Origin of the sequence: Desulfofundulus luciae, assembly GCF_030813795.1 — a bacterium.
In the GTDB taxonomy this organism is placed as follows: Bacteria; Bacillota; Desulfotomaculia; order Desulfotomaculales; family Desulfovirgulaceae; genus Desulfofundulus; species Desulfofundulus luciae.
This window is the reverse complement of record NZ_JAUSUX010000026.1, coordinates 18480-37116: the sequence shown is the minus strand read 5'-3', so window position 1 is coordinate 37116 and position 18637 is coordinate 18480. Positions and strand designations below refer to the sequence as shown.

The window sequence follows — 18637 nt, the reverse complement described above, 5'->3', positions numbered from 1 at the left end:
CCATGCCGGGTGAGGATTGAAACCATATGACAATTTCCCCGCATTGTTGCACAAAGGAGTTGCACCCGGCTTCCATGCCGGGTGAGGATTGAAACCCACCCTGCCGGGGGTAAAGGCAGGGAGAAAGGAGGAGGTTGCACCCGGCTTCCATGCCGGGTGAGGATTGAAACGTTTCGAGTTAGGGTAATTCCGTTTGCCCAGGGGCGGTTGCACCCGGCTTCCATGCCGGGTGAGGATTGAAACACAAATTCTGAGGGGAAGCGTTTAGTAGGAGTTCCGTGTTGCACCCGGCTTCCATGCCGGGTGAGGATTGAAACTTTAGTTTCGGGCTTCACCCAAATATTCCCCCCTGTTGCACCCGGCTTCCATGCCGGGTGAGGATTGAAACCCATCATCATAGCAACGACGCACATCCAGGAACATGATGTTGCACCCGGCTTCCATGCCGGGTGAGGATTGAAACCGGGTCTTTTATTTTTCCTTGATACCGTATATACGTTGCACCCGGCTTCCATGCCGGGTGAGGATTGAAACTTTGTTGAACTCGTCCGCCGGTACGGTTGGCGGGTGTTGCACCCGGCTTCCATGCCGGGTGAGGATTGAAACCAGGGCCATTTCTGTGCGTCTGAGAGGCATTTTGTTGTTGCACCCGGCTTCCATGCCGGGTGAGGATTGAAACATGCGGCGGTTTTCTCCCGCGGTACCCCCGAAGTCGTTGCACCCGGCTTCCATGCCGGGTGAGGATTGAAACCGCTAATACTTCATCAGCCGGGGTGGTGCCAGTAGTTGCACCCGGCTTCCATGCCGGGTGAGGATTGAAACGTAGACCACTTCAGCCACGATGTCTGCGATATCGGGGGTTGCACCCGGCTTCCATGCCGGGTGAGGATTGAAACCAGTTACGTCTAAAACAACCCGTATTGCAAAAGGTGTTGCACCCGGCTTCCATGCCGGGTGAGGATTGAAACCCCACCCTGCCGGGGGTAAAGGCAGGGAGAAAGGGTTGCACCCGGCTTCCATGCCGGGTGAGGATTGAAACAAAAACCTCTTGACAGGTAGCATGCTACCTGCTAGTTGCACCCGGCTTCCATGCCGGGTGAGGATTGAAACATCATCAACAACGTTGGTCTTGGTGAAAGCCTGGAGTTGCACCCGGCTTCCATGCCGGGTGAGGATTGAAACTCTTGCAGGTCGTTGGCCACGGCTCCCGGGTCCTGCCCGTTGCACCCGGCTTCCATGCCGGGTGAGGATTGAAACAGGAAAGGATTGTCCACCATGGAGTAAACGTCGGCCGTTGCACCCGGCTTCCATGCCGGGTGAGGATTGAAACCTCAGTGTAAACGTAATAAAACACAAATGATAATCGTTGCACCCGGCTTCCATGCCGGGTGAGGATTGAAACTGCAATCCCGCACATAGTGCATGATACGATTTCCCCGTTGCACCCGGCTTCCATGCCGGGTGAGGATTGAAACATCCTCTCCCGGAGGTCGGCCAACTCGATGACGCGTTGCACCCGGCTTCCATGCCGGGTGAGGATTGAAACGAGGAGGCTTTTAGGGGGTGCTGAGTAGTGCTTGCGTTGCACCCGGCTTCCATGCCGGGTGAGGATTGAAACGTACCAGAGCGACATGGCAAAGTCGCAGTACGACGTTGCACCCGGCTTCCATGCCGGGTGAGGATTGAAACCGGGGATCCATGACATTCCGCCGGCCGGCGTAACGTTGCACCCGGCTTCCATGCCGGGTGAGGATTGAAACTCTTCCTGGCTCTCTGGATGTACTTCCCCCGCCTGGTTGCACCCGGCTTCCATGCCGGGTGAGGATTGAAACCTGCGAAAGCGGTTTGCCCAGTATCTCCTCCCATGTTGCACCCGGCTTCCATGCCGGGTGAGGATTGAAACCTCTGGTGCGTCTGGTGCCGGGCTGGTGGGTGTGTGGTTGCACCCGGCTTCCATGCCGGGTGAGGATTGAAACAGCAACCCGGGAGCCCTAAGTCGCATGACGGCGAAGTTGCACCCGGCTTCCATGCCGGGTGAGGATTGAAACAGGAGATCAGACGGAACCTGGAAGAAGTTAAGGCCGTTGCACCCGGCTTCCATGCCGGGTGAGGATTGAAACAGCCTGGGGATGATTGAAGCTGGCTTCGAGGTAGTGTTGCACCCGGCTTCCATGCCGGGTGAGGATTGAAACAATAGCCACATAACCCATCAGTGCTCCCACCACGGGTTGCACCCGGCTTCCATGCCGGGTGAGGATTGAAACAGTGTCCTAAACCTAACAATCGAATCCGACTTCAGTTGCACCCGGCTTCCATGCCGGGTGAGGATTGAAACCTGGCCGGTTACCTTGCGGATGTCGCCAAACCAGAAGGTTGCACCCGGCTTCCATGCCGGGTGAGGATTGAAACTTATACATCTTCACCCCAGTACTACTCCACGATAGTTGCACCCGGCTTCCATGCCGGGTGAGGATTGAAACTCCTGATGCCTTTACGTCTTTGGTTTCGGCAGGTCAGGTTGCACCCGGCTTCCATGCCGGGTGAGGATTGAAACATCGAAATTGACTGCCGGAAAGGAACCTGGCAGAAAGTTGCACCCGGCTTCCATGCCGGGTGAGGATTGAAACTTCTCTTCCTGCTCATATTTTTGCTTTAGCACCTCATGTTGCACCCGGCTTCCATGCCGGGTGAGGATTGAAACTTTAGACCAGTCCGAGAGCCGCTCTTCTTTGTCCGTTGCACCCGGCTTCCATGCCGGGTGAGGATTGAAACCCGATCTTGCGAATCTCCCAAACCTTCATGCTAAGGTTGCACCCGGCTTCCATGCCGGGTGAGGATTAAAACATAAACATCTGCCGCTCCGCCGCCCGGGCGCTTTTGGCAAAAAACAGCTTGAAAACAAAAACAGCCCTCCAGGGGAACGCATTATGGACCTGGAGGGCTTTTTAGTACCCTTCTCCGTGGATTATGGGCCGAAAGAATTTTGAAAAACTACATTATAATACTCTGAAAAACCACATTATTACGGGAAAGGCTGGTTGTATACCGGTTTTTAGCCGCACATATACTAGAACAGAAAGGACGGTGAAATTGATGGCAGACATCTCCATCGGGACTGCCCGGCACATAGATCTCATTAAAGTTCGGCTGGGACGGGAAATAAGAAATTTAGAAAAAGAGGGACTGAAGGTAAGGCTGAAAGAGAGCTCGGCCGGCAGGTTTAACTTTGTGTCCTGCCAGGTAATGCCCGGTGGAGGGAAAAGGGGAGACATCCAGGCAATTATCCGCCATCATATTGCCCGCTCCCTTTCTGATTTAATTTTGGGCCAGTGGCAGAAGTTGCTGCTAAAGGATATGATCAGGGAGAACTACTACTACTTCAACGAGGAGGAACGGCAAAACATTTTTAAGTATGCCTTGAATCACCTGGGTTATGGCCGGGGCGGGCAAAAAGCAGTTTACCAGCAACTGTTTAAAAAAAGAATTATGGAAAAGATTCTGGATTTTTTGAGGCATAATAACCAGATCATTGTTGAAGGTTTTATCCGCTTCCGGCTTAAGGACTATGTGGAAGAATTGGAGCAGGCCGTGGAAAGGGCAGTGGACGACTTCCTGATGGAAAGGGAGTATCAGGAATTTATCCACCTGCTTAAATATTTTGTGGAAATTCAAGAATCCCGGGTTGAACTGGTACATGTGCTCAAGCTGCCCGGTGGGGCGTTTCGACTTTTAGACGGGCGAAAACAGGCCCTCAGGGTAGACTACCTGGAAAATTTGTTTATGGATTTGACGGAAGGGGAAATTAATTATGAGGACATGCTGATCAGCACCTTAATTACCCTGGCGCCCAAGCAAATTGTCATTCATAACCCGGCCTGCGAGCAGAAAAACACCATCATGGAAACGATCAACCTGGTCTTTTTTGGCCGTGTAAGGGAGTGCACCGGCTGCTCCTTATGTCGAGAAAAATAATTTGTTGCCCGTTTTTTTTTGTTCTGGTATATTTGTTCTGATATATTTCTTTCAGGAGCGCCGGAACGGGGTGAGAAAGATTTGCATTGGACACAGGCCGTGCTGTTGCCGGTAGTGGGGGCGCTGATCGGGTGGCTGACCAACTGGCTGGCGGTACGGCTGATTTTTCGACCCTACAAACCAGTTCGTGTGCTTGGTTACACCATCCAGGGGGTGGTGCCCAAAAGGCGTGGCGAGCTGGCCAGGGTTATCGGCAGGGTAATTGAGGAGCAACTGCTTCCCAAGGAACGACTCCTCAACTACCTGCGCTCAGAACAATTAAACGAGGACCTGGTCTCTTCCGTGAATACGGCAGTCCGCGCCCGGGTGATGGACAGGCTGCCCGGTTTTTTACCCCTGTCCCTGCGGCGAATGATTTCCGACGCCCTGGCCGAACAGATCAGGAGGGAACTGCCACCCCTGGTTAATGAACTCGTAGACCGCTTTGGAGAAAAGCTAAAAGTAGAGTTATGTTTGTCCAGGGTAGTGGAGGAGCAGGTAAATAGTTTTTCGCTGGATCAGTTGGAGCAAATTATCACTACTGTCTCTTCCCGGGAACTGAGGCATATCGAGATCCTGGGAGGAGTGCTGGGGTTCATCATTGGTCTTTTGCAGGCAGGGGTTTTTCTGCTGCCGGGTAAGTTGTTATAGTTATTATTGCATTCTGTTGTTGATGGGTGCCCCCGGGCTGCTGTGGTTGACATAGTCTTCAAACCTCAATATAATAACGAAGGACAAAGTGATCAACGTAAATATTGATATTCAGGGAACGCGGTTGGATGCAGCGCTGGCTCGTTTATTCCAGTGCTTCGCGCCGGCTACCGCAGTTCGTTCCGGACCGGGATACCGGTGCTGCAAAGGCGGCACGGCAAATATTTCCTGATCGACAGTATAATTGTGACTTAAAACGAAGTGAACGTTACAAATAGTGAAATGGTGATGAAGGGGAAGAGTAGGCCCTGAAACGCCCATCCCCAGAGAGGGGATGCCGCGGCTGGAAGCATCCCCGGATGGGACGGGCTGAAAACCACCCCGGAACTGCCCTGCCGAACGCTGTGACACGTGGTGAGTAAGCGGGGCCGGTGAGGACCGTTACCACCTTTGAGGCGGGCGGGCTTTTTTTACCTTTTGGTCGCCAAGCAGGGTGGAACCGCGGATTATTTCGTCCCTGAAACAGGGACGTTTTTTTATTTCGGTATTAAAAGAAAGGGGTTCTTCTATGATCAAAGTAACATTAAAGGATGGTTCCGTGCGGGAATACGAACCCGGTACTCCTTTGAGCCGCATAGCGCAGGACATCAGCCCCCGCCTGGGCAAGGAAGCCCTGGTGGCGGCAGTGGACGGGCGGCTGGTGGACTTGAGCTACCCTCTACACAGGGATGCCGCCGTTGAGTTCTACACCTTTGAAGATGAGCCGGGGCGGGATGCTTTCCGCCACAGCGCCGCCCATGTCATGGCCCAGGCCGTGAAGCGTCTCTTCCCGGAGGTCAAGCTGGCCATCGGTCCCGCTATTGCCGATGGATTTTACTACGATTTTGATGCGGAAAAGCCCTTCACACCTGCGGACCTGGAGAAAATTGAAAAAGAAATGCAGGCTATCATTAAAGAAGATTTGCCCTTTACCCGTTTTGAAGTGTCCCGGGAAGAAGCGCTGCAGCGGTTTTCTACCGCCGGGGAAATTTATAAGGTGGAGCTTATCAATGAGCTGCCGGGAGATGCGGTAATTTCCTGTTACCAGCAGGGTGAATTCGTGGACCTCTGCGCCGGTCCCCACATTCCGTCAACCGGCAGGTTGAAAGCCTTCAAGCTTACTTCCGTGGCCGGGGCTTACTGGCGGGGCGACGAGAGAAATAAGATGCTCCAGCGCATTTACGGCACCGCTTTTCCTAAGAAATCCCAGCTTGAAGAATATCTCTTCCGTATTGAAGAGGCCAAACGCCGGGATCACCGCAAGCTGGGCGCGGAGCTGGACCTGTTCAGCATCCAGGAGGAAGGGCCGGGCTTTCCCTTTTTCCATCCCAGGGGCATGGTCCTGCGCAATCAATTGGAGCAATTCTGGCGGGAAGAGCATTACAAGCGGGGTTACCAGGAAATCCGCACGCCGGTTATCTTGAACCGGTCCCTGTGGGAAAGGTCGGGGCACTGGGAGCACTACCGGGAAAACATGTACTTCACCCGCATCGATGACGTGGAATACGCCATCAAGCCCATGAACTGCCCGGGGGGCATCCTGGTGTACAAGAGCCGCCTGCACAGCTACCGGGAACTGCCCATTCGCCTGGCGGAACTGGGTCTGGTGCACCGCCACGAGCTTTCCGGGGTGCTCCACGGGCTCATGCGGGTGCGCTGCTTTACCCAGGACGATGCTCACATCTTCATGCTCCCCTCCCAAATCCGGGAAGAGATCATCGGGGTCATTGACCTGGTGGATTATTTCTACAGCATCTTTGGTTTTAAATATAATGTGGAACTCTCCACCCGCCCCGAAAAATCCATGGGCTCCGACGAGATCTGGGAGATAGCCACCAGCGCCCTGGAGGAGGCCTTGAAGGCCAGGGGGATGAAGTATAAAGTAAATGAAGGGGACGGGGCCTTTTACGGGCCGAAGATTGATTTCCACCTGGAGGACTGCCTGGGGCGCACCTGGCAGTGCGGCACCATTCAACTGGATTTCCTCATGCCCGAGAAGTTTGACCTCACCTATGTGGGCGAGGACGGCCAGAAGCACCGTCCCGTGATGATCCACCGGGTGGTGTTCGGCAGCATTGAACGTTTTATCGGCATCCTGACCGAACATTTTGCCGGCGCCTTTCCCACCTGGCTGGCCCCGGTCCAGGTCAGGGTTCTGCCCATTGCCGACCGGCATGCCGGCTATGCCCGTCAGGTGGTGGAGCGGCTGGAAAAGGAAAACATCAGGGTAGAGCTGGACGCCCGCAATGAAAAGGTAAATTACAAAATCCGTGAGGCCCAGGCACAAAAAATACCCTACATGCTGGTGGTGGGTGACAAGGAGGCCCGGGAAGGCACCGTGGCGGTGCGCCACCGCGCCCGGGGGGACGAGGGGGCCCAACCCCTGGAGGAATTTGTCGCCCGCATTCTGGAGGAAATCCGCACTAAAGCTATTAATTAATAAAGTATGAAGGGGTGGGTTGTTTTCAGGCCACTTGACCGGGGCTTGCAGCCATGCTATAATTGGTAAGATAAAACTACTTGAAGTAGAAGCCATCCGCTTCTCACCCCATGACGCCCGGATAGAGGTTGTCTCGGGGTTTGTGCTGCCATAGTTCGTTTTGGCTTTAAGCGGGTGGGGTATGCCCGTTTTTATTTTTTAAAATTCCAGGAGGTGCATAAATATTACCAAAAACTTCCGGGTGAATGAGGAAATTCGGGCCAGGGAAGTAAGGGTCGTTGACCCCTCGGGTAACCAGCTCGGTATCATGCCCGTACGGGAAGCCCTGCGGCTGGCGGAGGAAAGACAGCTTGATCTGGTGGAAATTGCCCCCCAGGCCAAACCCCCGGTTTGCCGGCTGATGGATTACGGCAAGTATAAGTATGAGCAGAGCAAACGGGAAAAAGAGGCCAAGAAGAAGCAGCGTATCGTGAACATCAAGGAAGTCAAGCTGCGCCCAAGTATTGAGGAGCATGACTTTCAGGTCAAGGCCAGGAATGCGGCCCGGTTTTTAAGAGACGGCGACAAGGTCAAAGCCACCATTATGTTCCGCGGCCGGGAAATTATGCATACCCAGCTCGGGCACCAGCTTTTACTGCGCCTGGCCGAACAGGTTAAGGACTTATCCATTATTGAAAGACAACCCAAATTGGAAGGAAAAAATATGGTGATGATCCTGTCTCCGCGGCCGGACATCAAGCCGGAAAGCAAGCAGGAAAACAAACCGGAAGCTCAACCAGAAATTCAACAAGGATAGAAAGGAGTTGCCTTCCTTGCCCAAGCTCAAGACGCATCGTGGTGCAGCCAAGCGGTTCAAGAAAACCGGTACCGGCAAAGTCAAGCGCATGCATGCTTTTCACAGTCACCTGCTGGGTAAAAAGAGTGCCCGGCGCAAGCGCAGGCTGGCCCAGGCCGGTCTGGTCAGTGCCTCTGATAGGAAGAGGCTCAAGAGGCTGCTCCCCTACTAGTGCCCAACAATTTTCGAGGAGGAGATGACCATGCCACGCGCCAAAAGCAGTGTGGTATCCCGCAAGCGACACAAAAAGATTCTCAAACTGGCCCGGGGATACCGGGGGGCTAAAAGCAAGCTTTACCGGATAGCCCGGCAGCAGGTTATGAAATCCCTGGCCTATGCCTACCGCGACCGGCGGGCCAGAAAGCGGGATTTCCGCAGGCTATGGATTGCCCGCATCAATGCTGCCGCCCGGATGAATGGCATCACTTACAGCCGCTTGATGAACGGCCTGCGCAAGGCCGGGGTGGAAATTAACCGCAAAATGCTGGCCGACCTGGCCGTTAACGATGCCCGGGCCTTCGGGCAACTGGTGGAAGTGGCCAAATCCAAGGTGGGCTCTTAACTTAATAATCCAGCAGTATTTTTAAATTTCCAACGCAAAAACTAAGCATGGTGATAACCATGCTCTTAGTTTTTTGTGGACTTTTTACCAGTACTTTTCTATAATATCCTTTGTAAAAAGTTACTTTAAGAAGGTAGATTTCGTTGGACTTCAGGCGCAAAACGGTCCGTATGGATACGAAAAAGGGCTTTCCGTTGCAATTGAGCCCTCCTCAGGTACTGGTACTGGGATTTGCCGGGGTAATTCTGGCGGGTACCCTGTTGCTCATGCTGCCTGTTTCCAGCCGCTCCGGTACGTACACGGATTTTCTCACCGCCCTGTTTACCGCCACTTCCGCGGTGTGTGTTACCGGCCTGGTGGTGGTGGATACCGGTACTTACTGGTCTACCTTTGGCCAGGCGGTCATCCTGGCCCTGATTCAAATTGGCGGGCTGGGTTTCATGAGCATGGCCACCTTATTTTTTATCCTCATGGGCAGGCGCATCGGTCTCAAAGAGCGCCTGATCATTCAGGAGTCCTTAAACCAGTTGCGGGTGGCGGGAGTGGTCCGGCTGGTGCGGGCCGTATTACTTTTTACCGTGTTCACCGAAGGATTTTTCGCCGTAGTTTTATCCCTGCGGTTTTACTTTGATTACGGTTTCCCCCGCTGCCTGTGGTTGGGTATTTTTCATGCCGTTTCGGCCTTTAACAACGCCGGTTTTGATCTGCTGGGGGATTTCAGGAGCCTTACCGGGTATGTAAGCGATCCGGTAGTTACCCTATCCGTGACCACTCTCATTATTTTGGGTGGGCTGGGTTTTTCCACGGTTATGGAACTCTACAACTACCCGCGCACCCGCCGCCTGTCCGTGCACACCAAACTGGTCCTGCGGGTAACCGGATGGCTCATTTTCTGTGGTGCCCTCCTCTTTGGCCTGCTGGAGTGGGGACATATCCTGCGCGATTTGCCTTTATCCGGGAAGATCCTGGCCTCTTATTTTCAGGCCGTTACCCCCCGTACGGCCGGCTTCAACACTGTGGACATTGGACATTTGAATCCAGCTACCCAGTTTCTCATAATTATCCTGATGTTTATAGGGGCCTCTCCCGGTTCCACCGGTGGTGGGATCAAAACCACCACCTTTGCCCTTCTGGGAATTACCCTCTGGTCTTTAAGCAAGGGAAAGGAGGATGTGGAGGTTTTCCGCCGGCGCATCCCGCCGTGGCAGGTTTATAAGGCCCTTTCGGTTACCCTGTGGGCCATTCTGCTGGTAAGCACGGTAACCCTGCTTTTAAGTGTTACCGAAGGCGGTGATTTCCTGGCCGCTTTGTTTGAAACCGTTTCCGCATTTGGTACCGTCGGCCTGAGCATGGGCTTGACTCCGCACCTGACTCCCCTGGGCCGGGTGGCCATTATCCTGACCATGTTTGCCGGCCGCCTTGGCCCCCTGACCCTGGCCTATGCCTTTGCCCAGCGCCGGCGCAAAACTGCTGTGCGGTATCCCGAAGAAAAAATTATGGTGGGGTAGGGGTGGATCATGAAACAATTTGCCGTCATCGGGTTGGGGCGGTTTGGTTCCAGCGTGGCCAGGACCCTTGCCCGCATGGGTTATGACGTCCTGGCGGTGGACACCAACGAAGAGCGGGTAAATGCCATTACCGACGAGGTTACCTACGCCGTCTGTGTGGATGCCATGGATGAGCAGGCGCTGAAATCCCTGGGCCTGAGAAATTTTGATGTGGTCATTGTGGCCATTGGCCAGGAAGTACAGTCCAGCATTCTGGTCACCGTTATGCTCAAGGAAATGGGTGTTCCCCGGGTAGTGGCCAAGGCGGTCACCGAACTTCACGGCAAAGTGTTACAAAAGGTGGGGGCCGATATGGTGGTCTTCCCCGAGCGGGATATGGGGGTGCGGGTGGCCCATGCCCTGGTCTCCAAAAATATCCTGGACCAGATCAATCTCTCTCCTGATTACAGTATTGTTGAGCTTATGGCTCCCCCCGAGTTTGTGGGCAAAACCCTGCAGGAATCGGCCATGCGCCGGGAGTACGGTGTTACCGTCCTGGCCATCCGTCGCGGTGAGGAGATTATCATTTCCCCCGGTGCCAGGCAGGTCATTAATGAAGGAGATATCCTGGTGGCCCTGGGGCGCAACGAGAAGCTGAGAACCCTCGGGGGCTAGTTCCATGACCCGCAGCAAAGCCAACCCGCAGGTCAGGTATCTTCGCCGGTTGGCCCGCCGGAGCCAGCGGGATAAGGAGGGGCACTTTCTTCTGGAAGGTGTGCGCCTGGTAGAGGAGGCACTTGCGTCCGGGTGGCCGGTAAAAATGCTTGTTTATAGCCCGTCCGGGAGCGAACGGGCCGCTGTTCTTCTTGAAGCAGCCCGGGAGCGGGGGGTACAACTCTTGCCGGTGGAGGAAAAGCTGCTGGCGGAATTGGCCGATACGGCTACTCCCCAGGGGGTGCTGGCCGTGGTGGAAAAACCCGGCTACACCCTGGAGGAAACCCTGGCGGCAGGGCCATCCCTTTTATTGCTGGTAGACAGCGTGCAGGATCCGGGTAACCTGGGCACCATTATCCGCAGTGCCGACGCCGCGGGTGCGGGTGGAGTGATCCTGTTTCCCGGGACGGTGGATTTGTACAATCCCAAAACCATCCGGGCTACCATGGGTTCCCTTTTTCACCTGCCCGTAGCGGCCGTACGGGAAGGGGAGGATGTGCTGACCCGTTTAAGGGCGGCCGGCTTTATGCTGGTGGCCGGTGTTCCCGCCGGCGGTATTCCCCTGCCCGTTGTGGACATGACCGGTCCCGTGGTCCTGGCGGTAGGCAATGAGGCCAGGGGACTTTCCCCGTGGTTGCTTGAGCGTGCTGATTTCCTGGCCACCATTCCCATGCCCGGCCGGGCCGAGTCCCTGAATGTGGCTGCAGCCGCTTCCATCATGCTTTATGAAGCGGTGCGCCAGCGGATGAGCTGCGGTCAAGACCAGACCGGGCCTTAAAGCGCGCCTACGGTACCAGCCTGTTCCCGAATTTTTCTGGAAACTTCCTTGTTTTAAGAAAGGGCTTGTGATATAATCAACTGCGAAGGGTCCCCAAAAAAGAGGAAAGGTCGTGGTTAAATGTTTTTAACCGCCGAATTTTTTTGGAGGCTGTTCGAGGCGACTGGTTCTATCCGAGCCTACATCCTGTACCGGAGGCTGGCCGTGCATTAAGGGCCTGGTTTGAAAATAATAATAATGAACGGTCACCCCTTTGACAGTAATCTACATTGTGGGACGCTTGGCAGTTTAATTCTCCATTGTGCGGATTGAAGGTTTCGTCTGGGCATAAACAATAAGGGTTGTACCGCGACAAGGAACAATTTCCGTCCCGAAAAAGGGGCGGTTTTTATGTTTTTTGAAGAGAAGAGAGGGTAAAAAGGAGGAAAAGTCTTGGAAGAACAGTTACATAAAATGGCGGCCGAGGCAAAAGAGGCTCTGGCCCGGGCGGATAGCCTGGAAACCCTGGAGGAAATCCGCATCCGGTACCTGGGCAAAAAAGGTGAACTTACCAGGGTGCTGCGGGGGATGAGCGCTTTGCCGGCCGGAGAAAGGCCAAGGATCGGCCAGCTGGCCAACAGCATCCGGGAAGTCCTGGAAAATGAACTGGCAGAGCGTACGGCGGAAATTAAAGCCCGGGTTAAGCGGGCGCGCCTGGCGGCTGAGAGCATTGATGTGACCCTTCCGGGGACACCCTTTTTACTGGGTAAAAAGCACCCCCTTACTACCGTGCAGGAGGAAATCGAGGAAATCTTCCTGGGGCTGGGGTTTTCCATTGCCGAGGGACCCGAGGTGGAACTGGACTATTACAACTTTGAGGCCCTGAATCTGCCCAAGGACCACCCGGCCCGGGACATGCAGGACTCCTTTTTCATTGGTCCGGAGGTGCTCCTGCGCACCCATACCTCTCCGGTGCAGGTACGCACCATGGAGCGCACTGCGCCGGCGGTGCCGGTAAAAATCATTGCCCCGGGGAAAGTTTACCGGCGGGATGACGATGCCACCCACTCGCCCATGTTCCACCAGGTGGAAGGGCTGGCCGTGGACCGGCGGATAACCTTTGGTGACTTAAAAGGAGTGTTGGAGGTTTTTGCCCGGGAAATGTTTGGTGCCGGCACCCGTACCCGTTTCCGGCCCAGCTACTTCCCCTTTACCGAACCAAGCGCCGAGGTGGATATATCCTGTGTCATGTGCGGGGGGCGCGGGTGCCGGGTATGCTCCCACACCGGCTGGTTGGAAATCCTGGGCTGCGGCATGGTTCACCCCCGGGTTCTGGAAATGTCCGGCTATAACTCAGCGGAGGTTACCGGCTTTGCCTTCGGCATGGGTGTGGAGCGCATCGCCATGCTCAAATACGGCATAGATGACCTGCGCCTTTTCTTTGACAACGATCTGCGTTTCCTGGCCCAGTTTTAGTTGAAAGGAGAAGGATTTAGCTTTGCGGGTTTCGTTTAAATGGCTGCAAGAATATGTGGATATACCCATCAGCCCGGTGGAACTGGCCGAGCGGCTGACCATGGCCGGCCTGGCCGTGGAAGGCCTGGAGGAGCCGGGAAAAGAGATCAGCAACGTGGTTACCGGGCGCATTGTCAAAATAGAACCTCACCCCAATGCCGATAAACTGGTGATTTGTCTTGTTTCTACCGGTGAGCCGGAGCCCCGGCAGATCGTAACCGGTGCCACCAACGTCCGGGAAGGGCACGTGGTTCCCGTAGCCCTGGAAGGGGCGCGGCTGGCCGGGGGGCTGGTAATCAAACGGGCCAGGCTGCGGGGGGTGGAGTCCCGGGGCATGCTCTGTTCCGGCCAGGAACTTGGTCTTGACCCCAAGACCATACCCGCCGACCAGGCACACGGAATTATGATCCTCCCTGCAGATACCCCCCTGGGGTTGGATATCCGGCCGGTCCTCGGGCTGGATGATGTCATTTTCGAGCTGGATCTTACCCCCAACCGGGGCGACTGCCTGTCCATGATTGGGGTAGCCCGGGAAGTGGCCGCCTTGTTGGGGCAGCCCCTGCGTTTCCCCCGGCTGGAAGTTCAAGAAATACCGGGTAGCTCCCTTGAGGGGCGGGTGCGGGTGGACATTGTGGAGCCCGGGCTCTGCCGGCGCTACGTGGCCAGGCTTTTCACCAATGTGAGGGTGGGACCCTCACCCTTATGGATGCAGGAACGCCTGCGGGCTGCCGGCATTCGCCCCATCAGCAATGTCGTGGACATTACCAACTATGTCATGCTGGAGCTGGGCCAGCCCCTGCATGCCTTTGATTACGATAAGTTGAGGGACGGCCACATCATTGTCCGCCGGGCCCACGCGGGGGAAGTAATCGTTACCCTGGACGGGTCGGAACGGTACCTGGAACCTGAAATGCTGGTCATTGCTGATCCCGGTGGAGCGGTGGCTGTGGCCGGGGTGATGGGAGGGCTGGATACCGAGGTAACGGAGAACACCACCACTGTCCTGCTGGAATCGGCTTACTTCCATCCCACCAGTATCCGCCGTACATCCCGGGCCCTGGGCCTGCGTTCCGAGTCTTCAAGCCGTTTTGAAAAAGGGATCGATCTGGAAGGATGCCTGGCTGCCGCCAACCGGGCCGCTTACCTGCTGGTGGAAATTGGTGCCGGGGATGTGGTGGCCGGTGCGGTGGATAATTACCCCTCCCCGGTGGCCAGAAAGCCCATCATCCTGCGTCCCGAGCGGGTGGGATACATACTGGGGGCGGACATTCCCCGGGAAGAGACGGCTAACCTCTTGACCCGTCTCGGCTTTACGGTTCAGGATGCCGGTCAGGACCTGCTGGTAAACGTCCCCGGCTACCGGGTGGACATCAACCTGGAGATCGACCTGATCGAAGAAGTGGCCAGGCTGCACGGTTATGACCGGGTACCGGCTACCCTGCCCTTTGGAGCCACCACCCGGGGGGCGAGGACAAGGGAGCAGTCACTGCTCAAGCGTTTAAAAGAGGTCCTGGTGGAATGCGGCCTGACCGAGGTGGTTACGTACAGTTTTGTAAATCCGGCAGTATTTGACCGGTTTAAGGTGCCACAGGACAGCCCCTTGCGCCATACGTTGAAGCTGCAAAACCCCCTTTCCGTGGAGCAATCGGTCATGCGCACCATGCTCTTACCCGGCCTTTTAGAGGTACTGGAGCGCAATTTTAACCGCCGGGTAACCAGCGGGGCCATTTTTGAGGTGGGCCGGGTATTCCTTCCCCAGGGCGGGGAAGCCCTTCCCGAGGAGCGCCCGATGCTGGCCGCGGCGGCCATGGGCCAGGGGGCCGCGGGGTGGAACCGGCCGGCTACGCCCCTGGATTTCTATTACCTCAAAGGGGTTCTGGAAGTGCTGGCCGCAAAACTGGGCCTGCCCGGCCTGACCTTCGAGAGGGAAAAGGAAAACCCCGCCTTCCATCCCGGTCGCGCCGCCCGGATCAAGGCGCAGGGGGAAACGTTGGGGATAGTGGGAGAGTTGCACCCCGATGTGCTGGAGGAATATGAGCTGGATGTGCGGGTGTGCGCCTTTGAGGTGGACCTGGCCGCTATGCTTGCCCTGGCCGGCAAGCCGCCCCGGTACCGTCCCCTGCCCCGTTTCCCCGGCGTGAAGAGGGATATAGCCCTGGTGGTGAGCCGGGAAGTTCCGGCGGCCGATGTGCTGCGGGTGATTCGCCGGGCCGGCGGCCATCTGCTGCGGTCGGTGGAACTGTTTGATGTTTATGAAGGAGAGCAGGTGAGGGAGGGTTGCCGCAGCCTGGCCTTTTCCCTGCATTTCCAGGCCGACGACCGCACCCTTACCGACGCGGAAGTAACCGCTCAAATTGACGCCTTATCCGGCGCCCTGGTCAGGGAGCTGGGAGCTGAACTGAGAAAGTAAAAGTAAGAAAAAATTGTCGTGCCGGCAGGAGTTTCCCCGGTCAACGCCGAAAAGAGCAAAAATTTGAAAACCAGGGGGAACGGCTATGGGCAAGCAGGAAACCCGGGTTGAGGTGGAAATTTTTGGCGAATACTATGTTTTAAAGGGCGATGAACCGGAGGAATACCTGCGGATGCTGGCCCAGTATGTTAACAAGAAAATACGCCAGGTAGTAACCCGCAACCCTCGCTTGGGGTTGTCCAAAGCTGCACTGCTCACTGCCCTGAACATTGCCGATGAACTGATGAAGCTGCAGAAGGAATACGACGAGCTGGCCGAACTTTTGGAGATGGACAGAAGAGCAAAATAGGCTTTGGTTCTGTGATTGTCCGCCTGCCCTCATTGTTGCAGGCGGTTTTTTTGTGGATGGGAGGGAAAAACTTGACAGACAAAAAGGTAAGGGTTATAATGGGAATAAATCTGTACTGATCGGGTATAAAATATGAGATTCGTTACTATTACCTCTATTTATTGGTCGGCAGCCTTGTTGCCTTTGTCCTGGTTAAAAGAGTAAGGGAGCAGGCGTCATCGAATGAGGGGTTTTTAGTTCTTCAAAAGTATACTTAAACAGTATAGATAATGCTTCTCAGGAATTGTTCGTTTACCCGTCAAAGGGGAGGGGGTGGGACCTCAAGGATTGGGACTTGTGTCACTGGAAAGGCGGTTTAGTGGCAGGCCAAGTAGTTAGTTACAAGGGGAGGGAAAATACATGGATGCGCTTTTACTGGCCCGGTGGCAGTTTGCCATTACCTCCGTTTACCACTTCCTCTTTGTCCCCCTGACCCTGGGACTTTCAGTCCTGGTGGCCATCATGGAAACCATCTACGTCCGGACGGGTAATGAAACATACAGGCAAATGGCCCGGTTCTGGGGGAAGCTTTTCCTGATCAACTTTGCCATGGGGGTGGTAACCGGGATCGTGCAGGAATTCCATTTCGGCATGAACTGGTCGGAGTATTCCCGCTTCGTAGGCGATATCTTTGGTGCACCCCTGGCGGTTGAAGCCCTGGCTGCCTTTTTCCTTGAGTCCACCTTTCTGGGCGTGTGGATCTTTGGCTGGGATAAGCTTTCTAAATCCCTTCACGCCGCGGCCATATGGCTGGTGGCCCTGGCGTCCAACCTCTCGGCTTTCTGGATCCTGGTGGCCAATTCCTTTATGCAGGAACCGGTGGGCTACGTGATCCGCAACGGCCGGGCGGAAATGACCGGTTTCTTCGCCTTACTGACCAACCCCCACGTGCTCTACCAGTATCCCCACACCGTCCTGGCCGGCTTTACCACTGCTGCCTTTTTCGTTATGGGCATCAGCGCATATCACCTTTTGCGCAAAAACCACCTGGACTTTTTCCGCCGCTCCTTCCGGCTCGGCCTGATTTCCGGCGTGATCAGCATCCTTCTGGTAGTTACGGTGGGACATTTCCAGGGGCAACATCTGGTCAGCTCCCAGCCCATGAAGATGGCCGCGGCAGAGGCCCGGTGGGAAAGCCGGGACCCGGCTCCCATGAGCCTGGTGGCTGTAATTGACGAGAAACAACAGACCAACCCCTTTGAGATCCAGATACCCTACTTGCTGAGCTTTCTGTCTTACAATTCCTTTAGCGGAGAGGTCAAGGGAATCAAGGAAATTCAGGCGGCGTACGAAGACAGGTATGGACCCGGCAACTACATCCCGCCGGTAACCTCCGTCTTCTGGAGTTTTCGCATTATGGTGGCCGCCGGGGCATTGATGCTGTTGCTCGCCCTTTTGAGCCTGTACCTGTGGCGAAAGGGGAGGCTGGAAACAAAGCCGCTGGTTTTAAAGGCGTTTTTATTTAGCATTCCCCTTCCCTACATTGCCAATACCAGCGGCTGGTATATGGCTGAAGTGGGTCGCCAACCCTGGATCGTTTACGGGCTCCAGCGGGTGGAGGAGGCCGTTTCTCCCGTGGTTTCCGCCGGTGCCGTGTTGACTACTTTACTTGTTTTTACCCTGCTGTATGGAGTGCTGGCAGTAGTGGACGTGTACCTCCTGGTCAAAGTGGTGAAAAAAGGGCCCGGGGAAACACCTGCCGTTCCCCGGGTGGAGGATGTCGAGGGGGTGTCGTTATGGACCTGAACGTTCTCTGGTTTGTCCTTATTACCGTTTTGTTTATTGGCTACTTCTTCCTGGAAGGTTTTGACTACGGCGTGGGTATTTTGCTGCCCTTCTTGGGAAAGGACGACGGCGAGCGCCGGGTGCTCATCAATACCATCGGCCCCTTCTGGGACGGCAACGAAGTGTGGCTGCTCACCGCCGGCGGGGCCATCTTTGCCGCCTTTCCCCACTGGTATGCCACCCTTTTCAGCGGCTTTTACCTGGCCCTATTCTTGATGCTGGTGGCGCTGATCGTGCGGGGGGTAGCCTTTGAGTTCCGCAGCAAGGACGACCGCCCATCCTGGCGCAGCCTGTGGGATTGGCTGATCTTTGTGGGCAGCCTTTTGCCCGCCCTGCTGTGGGGCGTGGCCATAACCAACCTGATCCGGGGAGTGCCCATAAACGGGCAGATGCAGTACGTGGGTACCTTCTGGCATCTTTTGTCTCCCTATACCCTGGCAGGAGGGATGACGACGCTCCTGCTCTTTACCTTCCACGGCGCCCTCTTCCTGGCCCTCAAAACCAGGGGGGAACTGGAGGAGAGGGCCCGCCGGGCGGCCGTGCTGGTGGGAGCCGTAGCCGCACCGGCCCTTGTTCTCCTGGTGTTCTTAAGCTACAGTCAAATCGGCCTTGCGGGCAGGGCGGGTGCTACGGTTGCCTTCTGGGGTGCGGTGGTGTTATTGCTGGCCGCTTACTGGCTTTCCCGCACCGGCCGTTACGGCCTGGCTTTTGTGGGTAACGGTCTGGCCATTGTTTTTTCAACCGTGGCGTTCTTTAGCGCCCTTTTCCCCCGGGTAATGGTTTCCAGCCTGTACCCGCAGTGGAGCCTGACCATTTACAACGCCTCTTCCAGTCCCTATACCCTCAAGGTGATGACCATCGTGGCCCTGACCCTGGTGCCCGTCGTGCTTCTATACCAGGGCTGGACGTACTGGGTATTCCGCCACCGGGTTGGCAAGGAACACCTGGAGTACTAAACCCCTTTAAGAAATATCCGGACGGGAGAGTAAATCCCCCGTCCATTTTAAGCATTAAGATACTGTCATAACTACCTGGGCAGCGGT

The 18637-nt window shown here is 55.6% G+C and carries 15 protein-coding genes, 1 CRISPR repeat array and 1 other annotated feature; all 15 genes read left to right on the top strand.

The features are described 5' to 3' along the window. Positions 1-58 precede the first annotated feature (58 nt). A CRISPR array of direct repeats spans positions 59-2844; the repeat unit is 37 nt; unit sequence GTTGCACCCGGCTTCCATGCCGGGTGAGGATTGAAAC. Positions 2845-3093: 249 nt separating this feature from the next. The 15 genes from ytxC (at position 3094) to cydB (ending at position 18550) form a co-directional block, all read left to right on the top strand. After that, positions 3094-3972, top strand: coding sequence for a putative sporulation protein YtxC (ytxC, locus tag J2Z49_RS12560; protein ID WP_307403293.1), 879 nt, complete (start codon positions 3094-3096; stop codon positions 3970-3972). A gap of 81 nt (positions 3973-4053) precedes the next feature. Then, positions 4054-4662: a DUF445 domain-containing protein gene (locus tag J2Z49_RS12555; RefSeq protein ID WP_307403291.1), complete on the top strand. Its 609-nt coding sequence runs from the start codon at positions 4054-4056 to the stop codon at positions 4660-4662. A gap of 279 nt (positions 4663-4941) precedes the next feature. After that, positions 4942-5184: a binding site (T-box leader), on the top strand. A 46-nt stretch (positions 5185-5230) separates the two neighbouring features. Further along, positions 5231-7141, top strand: coding sequence for a threonine--tRNA ligase (gene thrS, locus J2Z49_RS12550; protein ID WP_307403290.1), 1911 nt, complete (start codon positions 5231-5233; stop codon positions 7139-7141). A 241-nt stretch (positions 7142-7382) separates the two neighbouring features. Next, on the top strand, positions 7383-7937 hold the full coding sequence (infC, locus tag J2Z49_RS12545) for a translation initiation factor IF-3 (protein WP_307403289.1): 555 nt from the start codon (positions 7383-7385) through the stop codon (positions 7935-7937). A gap of 16 nt (positions 7938-7953) precedes the next feature. Further along, positions 7954-8148: a 50S ribosomal protein L35 gene (gene rpmI, locus J2Z49_RS12540; RefSeq protein ID WP_307403288.1), complete on the top strand. Its 195-nt coding sequence runs from the start codon at positions 7954-7956 to the stop codon at positions 8146-8148. 30 nt (positions 8149-8178) lie between these two features. Then, a complete protein-coding gene (gene rplT, locus J2Z49_RS12535) occupies positions 8179-8538 on the top strand; it encodes a 50S ribosomal protein L20 (protein ID WP_072868315.1) in 360 nt (119 codons plus the stop codon). Positions 8539-8708: 170 nt separating this feature from the next. After that, positions 8709-10046 carry a TrkH family potassium uptake protein gene (locus J2Z49_RS12530; RefSeq protein WP_456151690.1) on the top strand — a complete coding sequence of 446 codons (1338 nt, stop codon included), beginning with the start codon at positions 8709-8711 and terminating at the stop codon, positions 10044-10046. Between the two features lie 9 nt (positions 10047-10055). Then, on the top strand, positions 10056-10700 hold the full coding sequence (locus J2Z49_RS12525; protein ID WP_307403286.1) for a potassium channel family protein: 645 nt from the start codon (positions 10056-10058) through the stop codon (positions 10698-10700). Positions 10701-10704: 4 nt separating this feature from the next. Further along, entirely contained in the window at positions 10705-11517 is an 813-nt protein-coding gene (locus tag J2Z49_RS12520) for a TrmH family RNA methyltransferase (RefSeq protein WP_307403285.1), read from the top strand. Positions 11518-11637: 120 nt separating this feature from the next. Then, on the top strand, positions 11638-11730 hold the full coding sequence (locus tag J2Z49_RS12515; RefSeq protein WP_072868310.1) for a YqzL family protein: 93 nt from the start codon (positions 11638-11640) through the stop codon (positions 11728-11730). 240 nt (positions 11731-11970) lie between these two features. Then, positions 11971-12972, top strand: coding sequence for a phenylalanine--tRNA ligase subunit alpha (gene pheS, locus J2Z49_RS12510; protein WP_407650091.1), 1002 nt, complete (start codon positions 11971-11973; stop codon positions 12970-12972). 22 nt (positions 12973-12994) lie between these two features. Next, positions 12995-15421: a phenylalanine--tRNA ligase subunit beta gene (pheT, locus tag J2Z49_RS12505; protein ID WP_307403283.1), complete on the top strand. Its 2427-nt coding sequence runs from the start codon at positions 12995-12997 to the stop codon at positions 15419-15421. 85 nt (positions 15422-15506) lie between these two features. After that, positions 15507-15770 carry a cell division protein ZapA gene (locus tag J2Z49_RS12500; protein WP_307403282.1) on the top strand — a complete coding sequence of 88 codons (264 nt, stop codon included), beginning with the start codon at positions 15507-15509 and terminating at the stop codon, positions 15768-15770. Positions 15771-16169: 399 nt separating this feature from the next. Continuing rightward, a complete protein-coding gene (locus J2Z49_RS12495; RefSeq protein WP_307403281.1) occupies positions 16170-17555 on the top strand; it encodes a cytochrome ubiquinol oxidase subunit I in 1386 nt (461 codons plus the stop codon). Beyond that, positions 17546-18550 carry a cytochrome d ubiquinol oxidase subunit II gene (gene cydB / locus J2Z49_RS12490; protein WP_307403280.1) on the top strand — a complete coding sequence of 335 codons (1005 nt, stop codon included), beginning with the start codon at positions 17546-17548 and terminating at the stop codon, positions 18548-18550. Before J2Z49_RS12495 ends, cydB begins: the two co-directional genes overlap by 10 nt. Positions 18551-18637: the final 87 nt, after the last annotated feature.

Bases quoted from the DNA above. Each gene is read 5' to 3' on its own strand.
- ytxC (WP_307403293.1), top strand. From the start codon at position 3,094: ATGGCAGACATCTCCATCGGGACTGCCCGGCACATAGATCTCATTAAA.
- thrS (WP_307403290.1), top strand. From the start codon at position 5,231: ATGATCAAAGTAACATTAAAGGATGGTTCCGTGCGGGAATACGAACCC.
- rplT (WP_072868315.1), top strand. From the start codon at position 8,179: ATGCCACGCGCCAAAAGCAGTGTGGTATCCCGCAAGCGACACAAAAAG.
- J2Z49_RS12530 (WP_456151690.1), top strand. From the start codon at position 8,709: ATGGATACGAAAAAGGGCTTTCCGTTGCAATTGAGCCCTCCTCAGGTA.
- J2Z49_RS12525 (WP_307403286.1), top strand. From the start codon at position 10,056: ATGAAACAATTTGCCGTCATCGGGTTGGGGCGGTTTGGTTCCAGCGTG.
- J2Z49_RS12520 (WP_307403285.1), top strand. From the start codon at position 10,705: ATGACCCGCAGCAAAGCCAACCCGCAGGTCAGGTATCTTCGCCGGTTG.
- J2Z49_RS12515 (WP_072868310.1), top strand. From the start codon at position 11,638: ATGTTTTTAACCGCCGAATTTTTTTGGAGGCTGTTCGAGGCGACTGGT.
- pheS (WP_407650091.1), top strand. From the start codon at position 11,971: ATGGCGGCCGAGGCAAAAGAGGCTCTGGCCCGGGCGGATAGCCTGGAA.
- J2Z49_RS12500 (WP_307403282.1), top strand. From the start codon at position 15,507: ATGGGCAAGCAGGAAACCCGGGTTGAGGTGGAAATTTTTGGCGAATAC.
- J2Z49_RS12495 (WP_307403281.1), top strand. From the start codon at position 16,170: ATGGATGCGCTTTTACTGGCCCGGTGGCAGTTTGCCATTACCTCCGTT.
- cydB (WP_307403280.1), top strand. From the start codon at position 17,546: ATGGACCTGAACGTTCTCTGGTTTGTCCTTATTACCGTTTTGTTTATT.